Raw genomic sequence first — 15,231 nt, forward strand, 5'->3', positions numbered from 1 at the left:
AGATAAATCGGAAGCAGAGCTTCAGCTTCAGTCGCTGGGTCTATAGGCAGCGAAATCAAGTGGAGAGGTTTTTCAATCGTATCAAACACATGCGGGGCTTGGCCACGCGCTACGACCGCCGCCCTGATAATTACCTTGCTGCACTGAAACTCGTTGCGACAAGAATTTGGATCAATTCAGTTTGCGAGTCCACGTCCTAGACCGAGCTCGCGTCCGTTCTTCACAATGCGCTCGATGGCACTGCGCGAGACGCCAATGTCGGCGAGCGTGTGATCGTCAAGACTTTGAAGCTGTGTCACGGCACGACGCGCTCGGACATACCGAACCAGTTGCTCGAAGCGATGAACCAGTTGGCTACACCTCGCTCTCGGGTCAAGCATATCGTTCCTCCTTTCCGGCGACCATCCTTCTTCGCCGCAGAGGCTTTCTCCGGTAGGGCGACTACAGTTGAGTTTCCAAACAGCCAATGTAGGTTTCGGCTGAAATCCCGATCGTCGTCATGCCTAGCCTCCCACTACGGATGAAACCAACGAGGGACGATTTGATAACTGTCGCATGTAGTCGAGCTGATATTCCCGGCCGATCGGCATCGGAGGTTCGTATATTGAGCTACCCAAACAATTCGCATCACGGATCGAATGATTGCGCTCATCTGCAGCTGGTGGCAATAAATGGCCGCATTATCGTACCTGGCTTCGACGCAATTACCCTCGACAAAGCATCTGGGAAAAGGGGCAGGCGCTCATTCTGGTGGAGACTGCTGCAGGAATTTGCGTGCGCGTGCGAACTTTACCATCCGGTGCAGCTGCACGAGAGACATCAGGCGTCGCACTGGTCTACCCAAAGGGCGGAAATCACGTAGATCAGCGAGGCTTTTGACCCTAGACTTTGAGATAGTTGTTTCAGATCCATTGGTCCCGTATTGCAAAGCAGCGGAGCTGCACGCTACCAGATACCCGCATTGGCGGTAGCCGCGGTTTGGCGGAAATGTCGGGCTGAGGTTTGTAGTAATGGGAACGGTTTCAATTGTAACATACGATCAAAGATTGAAATGCATTTGAAACCTTGTCGCGCAATACGCAATCCGGGCTTTTCTTGCCTTGCCTTGGGCTCTTGAGGCACTGTTCAAACCCTTTCCAGGAGGCCAAGATGAAGCATATCCTTGTCGTCGATGATGACAGCAAGTTGCGTGGTCTCCTTATTGATTACCTGTCACAGCACGCGTTTCGCGTGACCGGCGTCAAGGACAGCCATCAGCTCGGTCAGGTACTTCAGTCGGAACTGGTGGATCTCGTCATCGTCGACCTTAACCTTGGGCATGAAGACGGGCTTGAAATCGTTCGCACGTTGTCTGGAAAGTCAGACGCACCCATAATCATTATCAGCGGCGACAGGCTTGAGGAGACGGACAAGGTTGTCGGCCTTGAACTTGGCGCATCTGACTACGTGACGAAGCCGTTCGGGTTGCGTGAATTCCTGGCACGAGTTAGGGCCGCGCTTCGCGTGCGTCCAGTCGCGACTGACAAGAAGGACCGAAAGATCTATTCATTCGACAAATGGGTGCTGAACGTAAAGCAACGCCAGCTAAGATCCGGTGACGAGGACGAAGTGAAACTAACGGCCGGCGAGTTCAATCTCCTGACCGCCTTCCTCGATTCTCCTCGTCAGGTTCTTTCCCGCGAGCAACTCCTATCGGCAAGCCGCGTGCACGATGAAGAGATCTTCGATCGAAGCATCGACGTCCTAATCCTGAGACTGCGACGTAAGCTTGAGAATGACCCTTCCACCCCCAAGCTGATACGAACGGAACGTGGCGCTGGCTACATCTTCGACAGTGACGTGTCGGTTGAGATGCGAAGGCGCTCCAGGTGACAGCGTGCATGCGCGCCGGACGCGAGTTAAGCGCACTGAAGCGTGGCCGGTACGTCGTCGCCTGGTTGGTCGCGCTGACAATATCGTTCGGGGTCGAAGCCGTTCGCGCGTTGGACCATGCCAACCCTCGTGAGCCACTGGCGCCCCTGGAAATTCCAAACAGGCTCGACACGTCAAAGGTTCAGCTCGGTGCAGCTCTTTTTTCGGACCCCATCCTCTCCGGCATGAACAAGCTTTCCTGTATCACTTGCCACGATCTGACGAAAGGTGGGACAGTTAACGCGAAACGCACCATAGGGTATAAGGGTCGCCTTCATCGCTTCAATGCGCCAACGATCTTCAACGTCGGCAACAATTATCGCCTGGGTTGGCGAGGCGACTTCACTTCGCTGGAAGATCAGAATGAGCGCGTGCTGCTCGACGAAAATCTTATGGCCGCAACCTGGCCAACGCTTCTCTCACGTCTCAGGGCAAGCCCGCATTACTCGTCGAGTTTTGATCGCATTTATGGTCATCCGATTCAACGCGCCGACGTTCTCGATGCGCTCGCAACATTTCAACGTTCCCTGGTCACTCCGAACTCGCCTTTCGACCGGTACCTGAAAGGTGACGATGGTGCCCTCACGCAAAACGAAATCGAAGGCTATCATCTATTCAAGGAGTATGGCTGTGTCTCCTGCCATCAGGGGTCTAACATCGGCGGGAATATGTTTCAGAAATTTGGGATCTTCTCACCACCCTCCATGGCATCCTCCGAGAATGACGGTGATTTGGGTCGGTTCACGCTGACGGGGAAGGAAGACGATAGGGGCGTTTTCCGCGTTCCCAGTCTCCGCAATGTCGCTGTTACGGCACCATACTTCCATGATGGGCGGGTCTCTTCCCTGCCAGAAGCAGTTGAGATAATGGGACGTAGCCAGCTTGGCAGGAGATTGACCAGCCATGATGTTGATTCCTTAGTTGCCTTTTTAAACACCCTCACCGGCGAGTATAATGGACACAGGCTCCAAGCGGCCCCATCGGCGAGCGACAATTGAGCTATGGCGCATTTCCGTGCTCGTTGTGGGCGCGCTTTGTTTTGCCTTGCTTGCAATTGGGCGGGTGCCATCACGCGACACCCATGAGGCAATCCTCACCGCCCTTCGGGCAATCGACCTAAACCATGCGTCCTTGCAGCGTGACGTCCTGCAAGCAAGGGCGGGCTTGCTGAAAAATTATGATCCGTTGGTCAAGGCCATCGTCAATCTCCACGCCACCGTGGACGAACTCCGGGAGATCTTTCCCGAGAGCGGTGTGGAAAACACGGATATTCTGAATACAGAGCTCACGAACCTCTCCGCATCGATCGATGAAGATGAGGGGCTCATTGAGCGCTTCAAGACGAACAACGCGCTCCTGCAGAACTCACTGTCGATCGCCAATCGGGTGCTCTCGGAGCTTCACGCCAGCCACGACCCCGCCGTCCAGAATGCCCTAGGACGGTCAGCTGATCTTGGAAATCTCATGTTGCGATTTGCTGCTGAACCAAATGAACAGCTTGCAAAATCAATCGAAAGCCAACTGTCAGAGATGCTCCAATCTGACGCCACGGACAATCCTCAGCTTGGATCATACGTCGAAAATGCCAGAATAATTTTGAGGATACTGCCGGTCGTGGACGACACGATCGAGCTGATACTTGCATCCCGCACCTCCAACGAAGCTCAGATCCTGCAAAAGCAATATCTGGATGCGTTTGGCGTCATCAACGTTCGCTCAGCTTGGAGCCGGATACTTCTTGGCTCAATTGCCGTACTGCTGTGCATTTACATAGCAATTCTGGTGTATCGACTCCGGGAGCAGACCTATCGACTTACACAGCAACTGGACATCGAGAATCTGACCGCCGATATAAAGCGACGTTTCGGCGAAGAATTCGACGCCGTCTCGGCTGCAGTTGAAGATTCGCTGCAGACCGTCGCGGAGTTCTTCGATGCGCACAGATATGGTTTCCTGGTGATCGACGCCCAAACCAAAATGGTCGTCGAAAGTTTCGGAAATGCCGATCGGTCCAGTTTGGATCCCTTCGTTCAGCGATTCTCGGAGCAGGTAACGACTTCAATGATGAACGAGCGGCTTCACTGGGACCGCTTTTTCTATCAGAATCTCCAAGAGTTCCACGTACAGTCCCTTCCCGAAGGAGCGATGAGCGCAGGCTCGGTCGTGGCAACGAGCATCGCATCGCCTTTGGTCGAGCTTTTGCTATTGGAGCATTCCGAGATTCGCAAAAAGCCGGGTGCGGATGAAGTTCGCCTTTTGGGATCTGCGATCATCACACTCGCTCAGTGCCTCAAGGCTCAACGAGAGCGAAAGCAACGACAGGAACTCGAGATCCGCTTGGAACATTCGCAACGCCTGGAGGCCGTTGGGACGCTCGCCGGCGGCATTGCGCACGAATTTAACAACGCGCTCGGTGCAATAATGGGTTACGGCGAGATGGCGCTACAGCTCAACCGCGGCACGTCTCGGACCCGTCAATATCTGCAGGAGATCGTATCAAGCGGTCAGCGCGCCAAGCATATCATTGACCAGATCCTGACCTTCAGTCGTAAGCGAGACCGGGTGAGCAAGCCCTTTGACACGAAGGAGGCTGTTGAAGATATCCTGCCACTTGTGAGGCTTTCGATCTCAGACGCAGTTCAAGTGACCGTCGAGATCCCAAACGATTTGCCAGCAATTGTCGGGAACCCGCTTGAACTTCAGCAAATCATAATGAACCTGTCTATCAACGCTGCTCAATCTTTTGGAGCGAATGGTCGCATTCACATCAAGGCTGACCGAACGGTTACAAGCGAAAGCGTACCACTTTCCCATTCGCTCCTGCCTCCCGGAAAATACCTGATGCTTAGCGTCATCGACAACGGTAGTGGCATTGCACCAGGTATCTTTCCACACATCTTCGAACCGTTCTTTACATCCAGATCGAAGGCGGGAGGTACCGGTCTTGGTTTGGCAGCAGTCCACGGTCATGTCACTGCCATGGCGGGAAAAATCGACGTCCAGAGTACTTCGGGCGAAGGGACAACGTTCAAGCTCTATCTGCCCTATACGGCGCAGAAACCGGTCCCCCTGGCGCAATTCTTCAATGAACGAACAGTGCCGCTTGGCAACGGTGAAGTGGTCGTCATTGCCCAGCGAGAACACAATGTGCGCATGATGTTCGAGGAGAAAATTGCTGCACTCGGTTACGAGCCCGTCGGGTTTGCGAGTTTGAGCAGCTTGAAGAAATGGTTGTCCGCGAACGACAGAGAACCAGATCTCATCTTGCTTGATCTTGATCTATGGCAGACAGCGCCCGACCTTCGGGCCGTCGCAAGCGACTTCCTACCGGTCACCATTCTCTTCATGGCCGACCCGGAACGCGATGAGTTGGATCAACGAGCGTTTGCGGAAATACCCATGCTGCGAAAGCCAATCAGTTCGATTGGCCTGGCAAGTGCTCTTTTCAAGGCGATGAGCGACCGTCAGGTTCGACATTCGCTATCATAGGTTTTTGGGGTCCAGGCTCGTCGCGAGAAGATGGCGATCGCCGTCCATGGCGTAGTGCACCCTTCATCGTCGAAAAATATGCGCCGAGTAACAATGTCAGGACGCTGATGAATAGAAGGTAGTATGCGTGTGAAAACGGGTAGAGCGGAAGCAAGGCCGTCAGCACGACAGGTGTCAGACCGCCAAACACCGCGTAAGAAACATTGTATGAGAATGAGACGCCGGAAAAACGCACTGCTGCCGGGAAGCACGACACCATTGCTACAGGAACACCGGTTACCACTCCTCCCGAGAGACCAACAAGCGCGCATAACAGATAGGCGTACGAGGGATCTACCCATGAGATACCGACGAACGCAACGTCCCCAAGGGCCAGGACGACACCGCCTAGAATGAAGAACCTGGCCGGGCCAATTCGGTCGACAACAAGACCGGCGAACCCCACGCTCACCGTGAGCGATATCGCGCTGACAGCAGCTGCAATCAATGCAGCCTGATGGTCAAAGTGATAGGACCGTTCCAGGATCGTGGGGACCATAAGCGTCAGCATCACGACTCCTGCCGACAGGATCCAGGTGCACAACATCGACACGGCCACGCCGCGCGGATAACTCGTTACCACGACCTTGAGGGGAAGCTCGGGAACAAGAAGCTTCCGCGCTCGCAAGGCAAGAAATATTGGCGTTTCCTGAAGCATTCGCCGGAGCTGCACGCCGACAAGACCAAAACCTCCACCCAGAATAAAAGGCAGCCGCCATCCATAGCTGAGCATCGTTGCAGGTGTGAAAACCCAGGACATGAGAGCTGTTGTTGCAGCACCGAAAAACACTCCCAGACCAAGGCCCGCACAGACAACGCCACATGCCAGCCCAACCTGGCGCGACGAAATGTGCTCCGCGACGAAGGTCCATGCGCCTGGTACTTCGCCCCCTATAGCAATTCCTTGCAAGATACGCAGCACGATGAGCAAAAGCGGTGCTGCAATTCCAATGCTTTGATAGGAGGGCAACAACCCAACGGCCAACGTCGACAGCGCCATCAGAAGAATCGAGAATGCGAAGACGCGCTTGCGGCCAAAGATGTCACCAAAGTGAGCCAGGACAACTCCTCCAAGGGGCCGGAATACGTAGCCAGCGGCGAAGATCCCGAGCGTTTGTACGTTCGTTAGCCAAAGAGGCAAACCGGGCGGGAAGAAGAGGACCCCAATCAGATCGGCAAGAAAAACGAAGATTACAAAATCATAGAACTCCAGCGCTCCACCCGCGGCCGCCAGGGCGAGCATTCGCAAAATCCTCTGATGAGGTTCGGGCAAACCGGAATCTCGGTGCGTTGCGTCACTCAAATGCAATGTCTGGTCAGAAGGGGTCACAATGGATCAAGCTGGTTGAATGCAGGCAAATTTAAATCCTTCTAATATTTACCGGTTGTCGCAGGAAAGTATTTCTCGGTTACAGATGTAAGAAATACCGACTGGCACCTGGAGGTCGCATGATCTCTACGTTCTTGGAACCATTGCGAGCGTCCCACAGGCCAAGCTTCCATCAACGGGCCTCCCCGCAGTTACTGCCATCAGGCGTCGTTGCACGAGTGAGAGCCAGGTCTTTGGACTGTGGCACCGCTACATTTGCAATCAGAAAGGGACTGCTTGAAGTCTCGCTGAAATCACCTGTGAATACCGGGTTCTTGACGACACAAAATCGTCCTTGCTGAAACGAAATACGGGAAACAACACGTCGATGAGGATACTTATTGTAGGATCCGGAATTGCCGGACTTGCCGTGGCAAAGGCCCTGGAATTGGAAGGCTTCACGCCTGACGTTGTCGACCGATTCAATACTCCACCGACATCCGGGCAGGGCATCTTCCTACTTGGCAACGCGACACGCGCGCTGGGTGAACTTGGACTATTGGACGAAGTGCATCGATCTTCCTTTCCAATTGCCGCGCAGAGGATCCTGTCTGCCACTGGCAAATTGCTGAACGATGTCGCAACGGATTCTTTTTGGGGCGCTTGCGGTCCCTGCCTGGCACTTCCCCGCCGCGTACTTCTCGATGTGCTCCTGTCGTCGCTAAAGAGGACGCGCGTAAGCTTTGGAAGAGCGGTGATAGGAACTGAGGGCCATGCCACAGTCCGCACTGTGGATTTCGAAGATGGCAGCCGTTCGGAGTACGATCTGGTGATTGGAGCCGATGGAGTTCGCTCACTCCTGCGGAGTTCCGCGTTTGCAGATGCCCACCCGCGATCTTTGGGTCTGTCCTGTTGGCGTATGGTTGTGAGAAATCCTGGCCATCTGGACGCCTGGACCGCAATGTTGGGCAAACGTAGAACTGCCCTGGCGATACCGCTGAACGCATCGGATCTTTACGTCTATGCGGATTGCTCCACCGAAGAGTTCGCGGATGGCTCAATCCCGACCCTCAAGACATTGTTCGCAGACTTCGGCGATCCACTTGGATCGATGATCTCAAGCTTGCCAGCGAATGTCGTTATCCATCGCGCACGATTGGAAGAGATTCCGGCCGGCCGATACATTGCCGATCGCCTTGTGATAGTGGGCGACGGTTCCCACGCCAGTTCGCCCAGTATGGCCCAAGGTGCGGGCATGGCGATCGAAGACGCGATTGCCCTTGCAGATTGCGCATGGCTCCCAATGCCGTTCGAAATCTGCTTCTGCGCCACGTTGGCAACGCACTCTACAGACGCTCCTATGAACCGCTTACGGAACGATTCTAGGCTAAGCACACATGACGTCGGTGCTCATTCCTATCCGCTTTGATGTCCATGTGGCTCGCGCCAGTGGACAAATTTTGACCGCCATCAAGGTAGGCCTTCCGCTATGGAATGGCATTGTGTAGGGGCAGCCCAACAGAGAATCGACGAATGTTCTCCGCTACAGCTCGCGCTATGTCGCCAAGAGAGATGTCGGTGATTCCCGCGATGTGAGGCGTGACCATTACATTCGGGTTTTGTAGAAACGGATCGTCAATTCCAGCAGGCTCCTTCCAAAACACATCCAATCCCACACCACTGAGATGGCCGTCCCCCAGGCAGTTCTCGACTGCCGTTCGATCAATGAGCCCAGCACGTGCAATATTGATCAATACCGCACCCGGCCGCAACAACCTCAATTGCTTCTCGTCGATCAGTCCCGTTGTCTCGGGGGTGTGCTTGACGCAGACGATCAACACATCAGTCTGGGCGAAGCAGGCTTGCGCGTTCTCCATCGAATAACACCGGTCAAGATGGAACTCGGCAACTTTTCGCGGATCAGGCGTTCTCGTTAAGCCGACCAGCCTCACATCGAAGGCCTTCAGCCGTTTGGAGATCGCCTTGGCAACAGCTCCGAGACCATAAAGGCAAACCGTCTTTCCAGATAGCGCCCGACCGGTCGGTGCCCCCAATATCCCCTCCAAGACATTTCGCTGTGCCCGCACTCCCTGTCTCAGGAGCATCAGCAGCAACAGCATTGCATGTTCTGCAACCGAATCCGCATTTCCCCCCGTCCCCGGAACGTTGGCTACGGGGATACCTCTCGCTCGGGCGGCCGCGGCGTCTACCCCATCAAGTCCTACGCCAAACTGCTGTATGAACCGTACCTTGCCACGGTCCATATCAACCGCCCCTACCTGCAATGCACGCGGAATGAGGACGTCAATATTGGTCGGCATTGTTTCCGGATTGCCATCCCATACGGTAATGTCGTGTCCGCCATCGAGCGCTTGCTCGAGATATGCGGGCATATCTGGAAAGGTGTTCCCACAAAATACGATCTTCATGTGCCTCTCTTTCGATAGGTGCCTTGTTCAGGATTCAGCTGGGCCGTCGCGGACAGTGGGGAACCTGTTCTGTGTTTCGGATCGGTCGGCGTCTGTGCATCAATGCCTTCCAATCGTTAAGAAAAACAGGCTGCGCAGAATTCGTCTGGCATTCCGATAGCGGCCATCTGGGATGTGACGCGCCATGATCAGGCCGCGTGGGCCCGATCGGCTACGCTTCTGAAATGGGCAATTCCCGTGATCGCCCGGATGACGGGCATTTCGATACCACGGCGATTTGCCAATTCGATCACCGCGTCGCAAATAGAGGCAAGCTCAAGTCGATTCCCTTGTTCGAAATCCTGCAGCATTGACGTCTTGACATCGCCAAGGCTGCGTCCGGATTCAAGTATAGTCTGCGGATCGACCTCGAGATTTGCGCCGTAGGCCGCGATGACTGGAAGAACTTCCTGAAGCATCTGCCGGCTGATATCTGCAAGGTATTGGTTGCCAAAATTCTCACGCAACGTCGCGCCGGTGATGGCAGTCACAGGGTTGGAGATCAGATTCCGGACCACTTTTGTCCAAACGGCATCCCGAATGCGCGGAGCAATTCGCACAGCAATCCCTGCTAGGGTAAGAATGTCTGACAGGTCCGACAATCGTTCGGACTGCTGGTCATCGAGTTCGCCGATTGTCATCTGCAAGGGGTTGAATGTTCTTGCGGTTCCCACGCGCAAACGCTCTGCAGTTATGATCGTGGTCGTGCCGATCACCTGGCGGGAAGGAAGAAGTCCCTTCAAGACTTGGTTGGGATCTACAGACTTGATGCTCGGCCCGTCCCACTGCCCTCCAACGCCATCGAAGTACCACCACGGCATCCCGTTGACAACGGGAACGATCGTCGTGTGCTCTCCAATCAATGGCTGGAGCGCCGCAGCCATTTCGGGCAAATCGTGCGATTTCGGGCACAAAAACAGCACATCCTGGATGCCGAAATCCGTCGCCGTCCCGACGTCAACTTGCACACGATGGTCACCTTCTCGATCAATGAGGCGAATGCCGTTCGCCTTGATAAACGATAGGCTGTCACCCCTGGCAACCAGACGAACCGGAAACCCGGCAATCGAAAGGCGGGCGGCCAGCGTAAGGCCTATTGCACCTGGACCAGCCACACAGATTGGGCGTTGAAGCTTGTCGGGCATGCTCACGATGAATTCTCCTGGTTCTTTTGATCGAGAATTCAGCACGACGGCTTTGGGGCTATTACAGGCTTCGCCAGGAAGCGCTACAGATTTAACAGAACCGGGGCTCTCCTGCGTGTGACGGGTCGACCGTTGTCGACACCATCACCGACAGACGGTGCGCAGGATCTCGAGAGCCTCGGCAAGAATGGATATCTGGTGACCGGGGACCGCCTCAATAAATCTCATCTCACCAGTCGCGGTGCAAACCCCGACAAAACGCTCGTCTTTCAAACGAGCTTGTCCCACCGGTCCCCAGATTGCTTCAAGTTCTACGTCTGCTATTCGCGTGCGTATTGGCAGCGCGCCGAGATTGGAAACGACAGCGTCGTAGCTGAGTGAGCCCAATAGACCGGATGCCAGTGCTGGGCTGCAATTGGCCGATAGCAGGCGACCGAGTGTCGCGGTGGTCTGTTCAACATATCCAGGCGAGCGAAGTCGTTTCATCCAATCGCTATGGCGACGAGCATTGACCCAAAAGTCCTCTTCTATATTCGACATGGTAATGGTGCCAGCGATCGCTCGCATCGCACAGTCTGTGCGGTTCATTTCGAGAAGCGGCCGCACGTCGATCGCACTCAGTATCGAATAGTCGCTCTTGCCCTCTTGCTCATGGGCGGCAGTTGCCAAGGCGACACAGATGGCGCTGTTAACTGTCGACGCATGCAGACGAGCGAGCATCCTGAACCGATGCACTGCCGTAGTGTCGAGCGCTGCCGTTCTGATCGAGACTTCGTCACCATCAAAGGAGCGCCAGAGTGGCCGTCTCGCGATCTCAAGGAAACCCTGCTTCTGCGCCCAGTCCTGGTCATCGCTCCCTGTGCTTCCGGCCACTGTCGCGACGTTGAGGAACCCGTCGACAGCGCATGGCACACCCAAAGGCGCCAGGGTGTCCCCGGCTAAAGCGCGCAGCAGATCTTCAACTACGGCGGTCGCTGCAACACCATCGCTGATGGCGTGATGATAGGTAAATACGATGGTCGCCCCAAATGCATCGTAAAGAACCACGGCCCTGAACAACGCCTCCGCTTCGCTAAAGTCGGTTTCAAGTTCGCGCTCAACTACCTCGGTCCAATGCCAGTGCTGGTCACGAGACAGGATTGTCGGTTCTTGCAGCACTCCGCATTCGTAGAAATAAGGATTCCCGGCTGAATTCTAATCGATGTTTGCTCGCATTAACGGATGCTTCGCTTGCACGGCCTTTAGCGCGCGTAGATAATCGCTGCCGGATCTGTCAGCCTTGATTTGAGCGATGATACAAAAGTGTCGCGGATGCGACCTCGAGTAGTAGTACATCAGGCGCTCATGCGCACCCAGCATTCGGTAAAGCCGTCGTTTGACTTCCATCATTCGCCTCAACGCTATGCAGAAAACCAGCTTTGGTCTCTCACGGCGATGATCGCTGAATTTCAATTGGTTCTCTTTCGTTTCATATGAAGGACTGGCATCCTCATCTCAAGGCTCAGATAGTTTCAGTTGAAACCCGATGCCGCGTATCACGAAATCGCTAAGTGGCCACCAGATGGGAAGGTGTAATTCCCGGTCCAACGCCCACGCAAAAGAGGAGGCTGATGTGCAGTATCAAATGTCACGCTTTATCGGGTCAGACCCGACAATCAGGATACCTGCGATTGGTCTCAGTCTGCGAGTGCGGGTCCAACCTTCAGTAAATGATGGGAAGTTCTGTTTCATCGAAACGACCAATCAACCCGGATTTGGCCCTCCACTCCATCGCCACCCAGAGACGGAAGTGTTCCGGATATTGGAGGGCCGATATCTATTTGAAGTCGATGGGCAGAGATTTTACGCAGACGAAGGGGATGTTGTCTCGGTGCCAGGCGGTAGCGCTCATGCTTTCGTCAATCTCTCAGCGGCACCCGCGCGCCAGTACATCCTGATTGCTCCGGCAATGGATGCCGCCCGCTTCTTCACCGGCCTGGGAGAAAAGCTCGCCAACGGCCCACCGTCAATCGAGGCGCTGAACGAGTTCGGCATGGCCTGGGGAGTAGAATTCCTTGGGCCACCGATATCCGCTCCAAAAGGAAACTGAATGCCCGCAGGGCAGCACAAGCACTCCTGTGTGGAGAACGAGGGGGGGGGCTTGGTGCGGTCCAAAAGGCTTTAGCTGCCGCAGATGCTTGGGGTCGATGTCCGCGCCGCGAGGCGAAGGCGCCCCACATCCCGAAACCCAAACGCAAAGAGATATGTACCGATGCAAACGCTAGCTGGCCGAGCCCTGTCGGCATTCATCACGATTGTTCTATTGCTTGACGCCAGCGTCAACTACTTCGCACCTGACCTCCTCAAAGATGAGATGAATGCGGTACAGTTCCCTACCGACCGTGCTCCCGCGCTGGCCATTATCATGGTCGTTTGTGCTCTGCTCTATTCAATACCAAGGACCGCATTGTTGGGAGCAATTCTAGTTACCGGCTTCTTTGGTGGAGCCATTTGCGTCCATCTGCGCATGGGGGAGCTATTTTCTCCTCCGCAGCTGATTGCGTTGCTTCTAGGCACTGCCGCCTGGGGCGGGCTCTACCTCAGGTATGCGCGGCTCCGGGAACTGATCTTACGCGGTCTGGCCTAGGGACCTGCAGGTACCGGCCACGGTGATCGGAGAACCACCCGCTCATCGTGCCGCCATCCCAGGCGGCATGGTGGCATCACATTTATTGACTGATCATTCCATTATCGATATGTCATAACCCACCGGCTCCCAATCCGCTCTGCACTCCCGGTGCTATGGGGCGCATTCAGTTTACAGAAGCCGAAACGGGATCGCATCAATGCGAAGGAGATTGGCGCGTGAAACACCAGCAGTTGGCCCCATGAGACTGGCTCGCCAAAAGATTGCCGATCTTTCGGAAACAGGTGCGTACAAAGCTCGGCTTGTCGAGGCCCGGCCGATCGCTTTCCTGGCGGGAGCAGCGATGGCCGGGGTTTACCTTGGCATCGGCGATGTCGTGTTGTTTACCCTGGGTTCGTATGTCGGCCCGGCATGGTCGCATGTCATCATGAGCGTCGTTTTGGTCGCAACGCTTACGATCGTCGTGTCAGCGGGCTCGGAACTGTTTATTGGCGCTGCCCTCGTCATGCCGCTTGCGGTATTGACACGTCTGTCGTCAGTTCGCGGCATGCTGTCTGTATGGTTCATCTCCTGGATCGGCAACCTTGTCGGGGCGTTATCTCTCGCGGCGCTTGTCCATTTTGCTGGTGGGGGCGACTTGCTTGTCGACGGGAGCACAAAATTCTTTTCCGCCGTAGAGGCGAGAATGTCGGCGAGCGCCGTTCAACTCCTTGTTGGAGGAGCGCTTTGCAATTGGCTTGTGTGTCTCGCAATAAGCATGGGCCAGAGTGCCAAAAACACAACCAACAAAATACTCGTGATTTCGTTGCCGATCGGCTTCTTCGTCGTCCTTGGCCTCGAAGCGCTCTGTGTCGCAAACATGTTCACATTCGCTCTCGCTCTCATCGGTGACCACCCCAAAACGGTGACGCTCACTGGCGCAGCGCACAACCTTGGTTGGCTCACACTCGGAAATCTGATCGGTGCCCTGGCCTTCGCCGGGCCTGCATACTGGCTTGTCTGCCGCAAAAGAATGCGGCTCACCTAATCCTCATTGCCGATCCACAGCCCTCAAGATCCAAACCGCGCGAAGCCTGTCAGGCACGAAAAGAGCCGATGAATTCTTTCACAGTCGAACAGAATTCGTAAGGCTCTTCCATAAACGGAAAGTGGCCGGAGGCCGGAAACTCTACCAGCTTTGATTGTCGGATCGACCTGGCAATGAGGCGGCTAGCCCGCGGCGGACAAACCCAGTCATAGTGCCCAACCAGCACCAGCACCGGAGCTGTGATCTCGTGCAACCTCGACCGCAGGTCGTAGGACGGTGCGATACTGTGCATGAAATGACGCATCATCCCGATATCGGGCGAGCATATTTCCAACAATTGCTGCACACGATCCATATGCGAAGGCGCGGCATAGTAGGGTACCACTTCCTTGAAAAACAGCGAGATGGTCTCGGGCGTGATCTCGCCCGAGAATATTCTAGCGGCAACAGCCATTGCCTCAGCGGAGGCTCTTGATGCGAGGGTCGGGCTCGGCGAGCCCTCGTCGTCCTCCAGCGAAGCCGTTGTGGGGCTGCTGCTGCACAGGATAACGCCACGAGAAAAGGCGGGATGCTTCAACGCAATATGGAGGGCGATAAACCCACCCGCCGAGTGACCAAAGATGAAAGGAGACACAATCCCCAGTTGGCCACACAGGGAGACGATGTCATCAGCCATTTGCTCGAGTGTACAGGTATCAAGATCCGGCCTGCCGGATCGGCCTTGCCCTCTAAGATCGATAAAAACAATCTGGGCCACATCGCTTAGCCAGCTCAGATCTGGCTTCAAGTAGGCATGATCAAATCCCAACCCACCATGCAGGACGACGATCGTCGGCTTGGGAACCAGTCGCCCCGCCTGGACCGCAAGGCCGCTCCCAGCAATATCGAAGAAAATTCGGGTGTTATTCAAATTTGCGTACATTTCGAAGTCCAGGATGGTGACCGGAGCCTTCATCACTATCGACGAGAGCCGACCATGACGTTTCAATGCCCGCCTATTGGATTACAGATGAAACGCCGTCACCCGGATCCTCAGAAGAAAAGCGCGTCATCGACGCCCGATGAAGGCCTCCAACTTCAGCTCCTTCAGCAGAACCGCAAAACATGAGCCTGAAGCAGCAGGTCTCGCAGTCGAGCGAGACGGCAACGACGTTGGTTCTGGTCAATGTTGCGCGCGAAAAACCGGGTCTCTTGCATTATCTCGTGTGGCAGACTTG

The 15,231-nt window shown here is 55.1% G+C and carries 13 protein-coding genes and 1 pseudogene; 8 read left to right on the forward strand and 6 right to left on the reverse strand.

The features are described 5' to 3' along the window. Positions 1–200, forward strand: a pseudogene (locus tag JNB88_RS22870) (IS5/IS1182 family transposase); the annotation flags it as partial. On the opposite strand, the gene JNB88_RS22875 reads toward JNB88_RS22870, so the two are convergent. After that, on the reverse strand, positions 177–380 hold the full coding sequence (locus JNB88_RS22875) for a DUF1127 domain-containing protein (RefSeq protein ID WP_220357426.1): 204 nt from the start codon (positions 378–380) through the stop codon (positions 177–179). The pseudogene JNB88_RS22870 and the gene JNB88_RS22875 overlap by 24 nt on opposite strands. Before the next feature lie 769 nt (positions 381–1,149). Between JNB88_RS22875 and JNB88_RS22880 the strand changes: the two genes are divergently transcribed. From JNB88_RS22880 to JNB88_RS22890, 3 genes are all read left to right on the forward strand, one after another. Then, positions 1,150–1,872 (forward strand): response regulator, encoded by a 723-nt coding sequence (locus JNB88_RS22880; RefSeq protein WP_037135546.1) that lies wholly within the window; start codon positions 1,150–1,152, stop codon positions 1,870–1,872. A 110-nt stretch (positions 1,873–1,982) separates the two neighbouring features. Beyond that, complete coding sequence (locus tag JNB88_RS22885) at positions 1,983–2,909, forward strand: cytochrome-c peroxidase (RefSeq protein ID WP_223217296.1); 927 nt, start codon at positions 1,983–1,985, stop codon at positions 2,907–2,909. After that, complete coding sequence (locus JNB88_RS22890) at positions 2,866–5,400, forward strand: two-component system VirA-like sensor kinase (RefSeq protein ID WP_220357428.1); 2,535 nt, start codon at positions 2,866–2,868, stop codon at positions 5,398–5,400. The genes JNB88_RS22885 and JNB88_RS22890 overlap by 44 nt, the downstream gene beginning before the upstream one ends. Here the strand turns inward: JNB88_RS22890 and JNB88_RS22895 are convergent. Further along, positions 5,357–6,682: an MFS transporter gene (locus JNB88_RS22895; RefSeq protein ID WP_220357429.1), complete on the reverse strand. Its 1,326-nt coding sequence runs from the start codon at positions 6,680–6,682 to the stop codon at positions 5,357–5,359. The two genes, JNB88_RS22890 and JNB88_RS22895, sit on opposite strands and share 44 nt — an antisense overlap. 454 nt (positions 6,683–7,136) lie before the next feature. Between JNB88_RS22895 and JNB88_RS22900 the strand changes: the two genes are divergently transcribed. Then, complete coding sequence (locus tag JNB88_RS22900) at positions 7,137–8,177, forward strand: FAD-dependent monooxygenase (RefSeq protein WP_223217297.1); 1,041 nt, start codon at positions 7,137–7,139, stop codon at positions 8,175–8,177. A 58-nt stretch (positions 8,178–8,235) separates the two neighbouring features. Here JNB88_RS22900 and JNB88_RS22905 read toward each other — a convergent pair whose 3' ends face one another. The 3 genes from JNB88_RS22905 to JNB88_RS22915 all read right to left on the reverse strand — a co-directional run bounded on the left by JNB88_RS22905 (position 8,236) and on the right by JNB88_RS22915 (position 11,519). Beyond that, positions 8,236–9,177 (reverse strand): 2-hydroxyacid dehydrogenase, encoded by a 942-nt coding sequence (locus JNB88_RS22905; RefSeq protein WP_220357430.1) that lies wholly within the window; start codon positions 9,175–9,177, stop codon positions 8,236–8,238. 188 nt (positions 9,178–9,365) lie between these two features. Next, complete coding sequence (locus JNB88_RS22910) at positions 9,366–10,361, reverse strand: ketopantoate reductase family protein (protein WP_220357531.1); 996 nt, start codon at positions 10,359–10,361, stop codon at positions 9,366–9,368. A gap of 144 nt (positions 10,362–10,505) precedes the next feature. After that, the gene (locus tag JNB88_RS22915) at positions 10,506–11,519 is read right to left on the reverse strand and encodes a condensation domain-containing protein (RefSeq protein ID WP_220357431.1); all 1,014 of its coding nucleotides are present in this window, start codon (positions 11,517–11,519) and stop codon (positions 10,506–10,508) included. 466 nt (positions 11,520–11,985) lie between these two features. On the opposite strand from JNB88_RS22915, the gene JNB88_RS22920 reads away from it, so the two are divergent. From JNB88_RS22920 to JNB88_RS22930, 3 genes are all read left to right on the forward strand, one after another. Then, the gene (locus tag JNB88_RS22920; RefSeq protein WP_220357432.1) at positions 11,986–12,450 is read left to right on the forward strand and encodes a cupin domain-containing protein; all 465 of its coding nucleotides are present in this window, start codon (positions 11,986–11,988) and stop codon (positions 12,448–12,450) included. Between the two features lie 162 nt (positions 12,451–12,612). After that, a complete protein-coding gene (locus tag JNB88_RS22925; RefSeq protein WP_220357433.1) occupies positions 12,613–12,987 on the forward strand; it encodes a DoxX family protein in 375 nt (124 codons plus the stop codon). Positions 12,988–13,228: 241 nt separating this feature from the next. Beyond that, positions 13,229–14,014: a formate/nitrite transporter family protein gene (locus tag JNB88_RS22930; protein ID WP_220357434.1), complete on the forward strand. Its 786-nt coding sequence runs from the start codon at positions 13,229–13,231 to the stop codon at positions 14,012–14,014. A 49-nt stretch (positions 14,015–14,063) separates the two neighbouring features. Here JNB88_RS22930 and JNB88_RS22935 read toward each other — a convergent pair whose 3' ends face one another. Beyond that, complete coding sequence (locus tag JNB88_RS22935) at positions 14,064–14,969, reverse strand: alpha/beta fold hydrolase (RefSeq protein WP_220357435.1); 906 nt, start codon at positions 14,967–14,969, stop codon at positions 14,064–14,066. Between the last annotated feature and the right edge of the window lie 262 nt (positions 14,970–15,231).

The organism is Rhizobium cauense, from assembly GCF_019511525.1.
In the GTDB taxonomy this organism is placed as follows: domain Bacteria; phylum Pseudomonadota; class Alphaproteobacteria; order Rhizobiales; family Rhizobiaceae; genus Rhizobium; species Rhizobium cauense.

What these genes read in the sequence shown, in the direction of transcription:
- JNB88_RS22875 (WP_220357426.1), bottom strand. Translation starts at nt 380, where the DNA reads ATGCTTGACCCGAGAGCGAGGTGTAGCCAACTGGTTCATCGCTTCGAG.
- JNB88_RS22880 (WP_037135546.1), top strand. Translation starts at nt 1,150, where the DNA reads ATGAAGCATATCCTTGTCGTCGATGATGACAGCAAGTTGCGTGGTCTC.
- JNB88_RS22890 (WP_220357428.1), top strand. Translation starts at nt 2,866, where the DNA reads ATGGACACAGGCTCCAAGCGGCCCCATCGGCGAGCGACAATTGAGCTA.
- JNB88_RS22895 (WP_220357429.1), bottom strand. Translation starts at nt 6,682, where the DNA reads ATGCTCGCCCTGGCGGCCGCGGGTGGAGCGCTGGAGTTCTATGATTTT.
- JNB88_RS22900 (WP_223217297.1), top strand. Translation starts at nt 7,137, where the DNA reads ATGAGGATACTTATTGTAGGATCCGGAATTGCCGGACTTGCCGTGGCA.
- JNB88_RS22905 (WP_220357430.1), bottom strand. Translation starts at nt 9,177, where the DNA reads ATGAAGATCGTATTTTGTGGGAACACCTTTCCAGATATGCCCGCATAT.
- JNB88_RS22910 (WP_220357531.1), bottom strand. Translation starts at nt 10,361, where the DNA reads ATGCCCGACAAGCTTCAACGCCCAATCTGTGTGGCTGGTCCAGGTGCA.
- JNB88_RS22920 (WP_220357432.1), top strand. Translation starts at nt 11,986, where the DNA reads ATGTCACGCTTTATCGGGTCAGACCCGACAATCAGGATACCTGCGATT.
- JNB88_RS22925 (WP_220357433.1), top strand. Translation starts at nt 12,613, where the DNA reads ATGCAAACGCTAGCTGGCCGAGCCCTGTCGGCATTCATCACGATTGTT.
- JNB88_RS22930 (WP_220357434.1), top strand. Translation starts at nt 13,229, where the DNA reads ATGAGACTGGCTCGCCAAAAGATTGCCGATCTTTCGGAAACAGGTGCG.
- JNB88_RS22935 (WP_220357435.1), bottom strand. Translation starts at nt 14,969, where the DNA reads ATGAAGGCTCCGGTCACCATCCTGGACTTCGAAATGTACGCAAATTTG.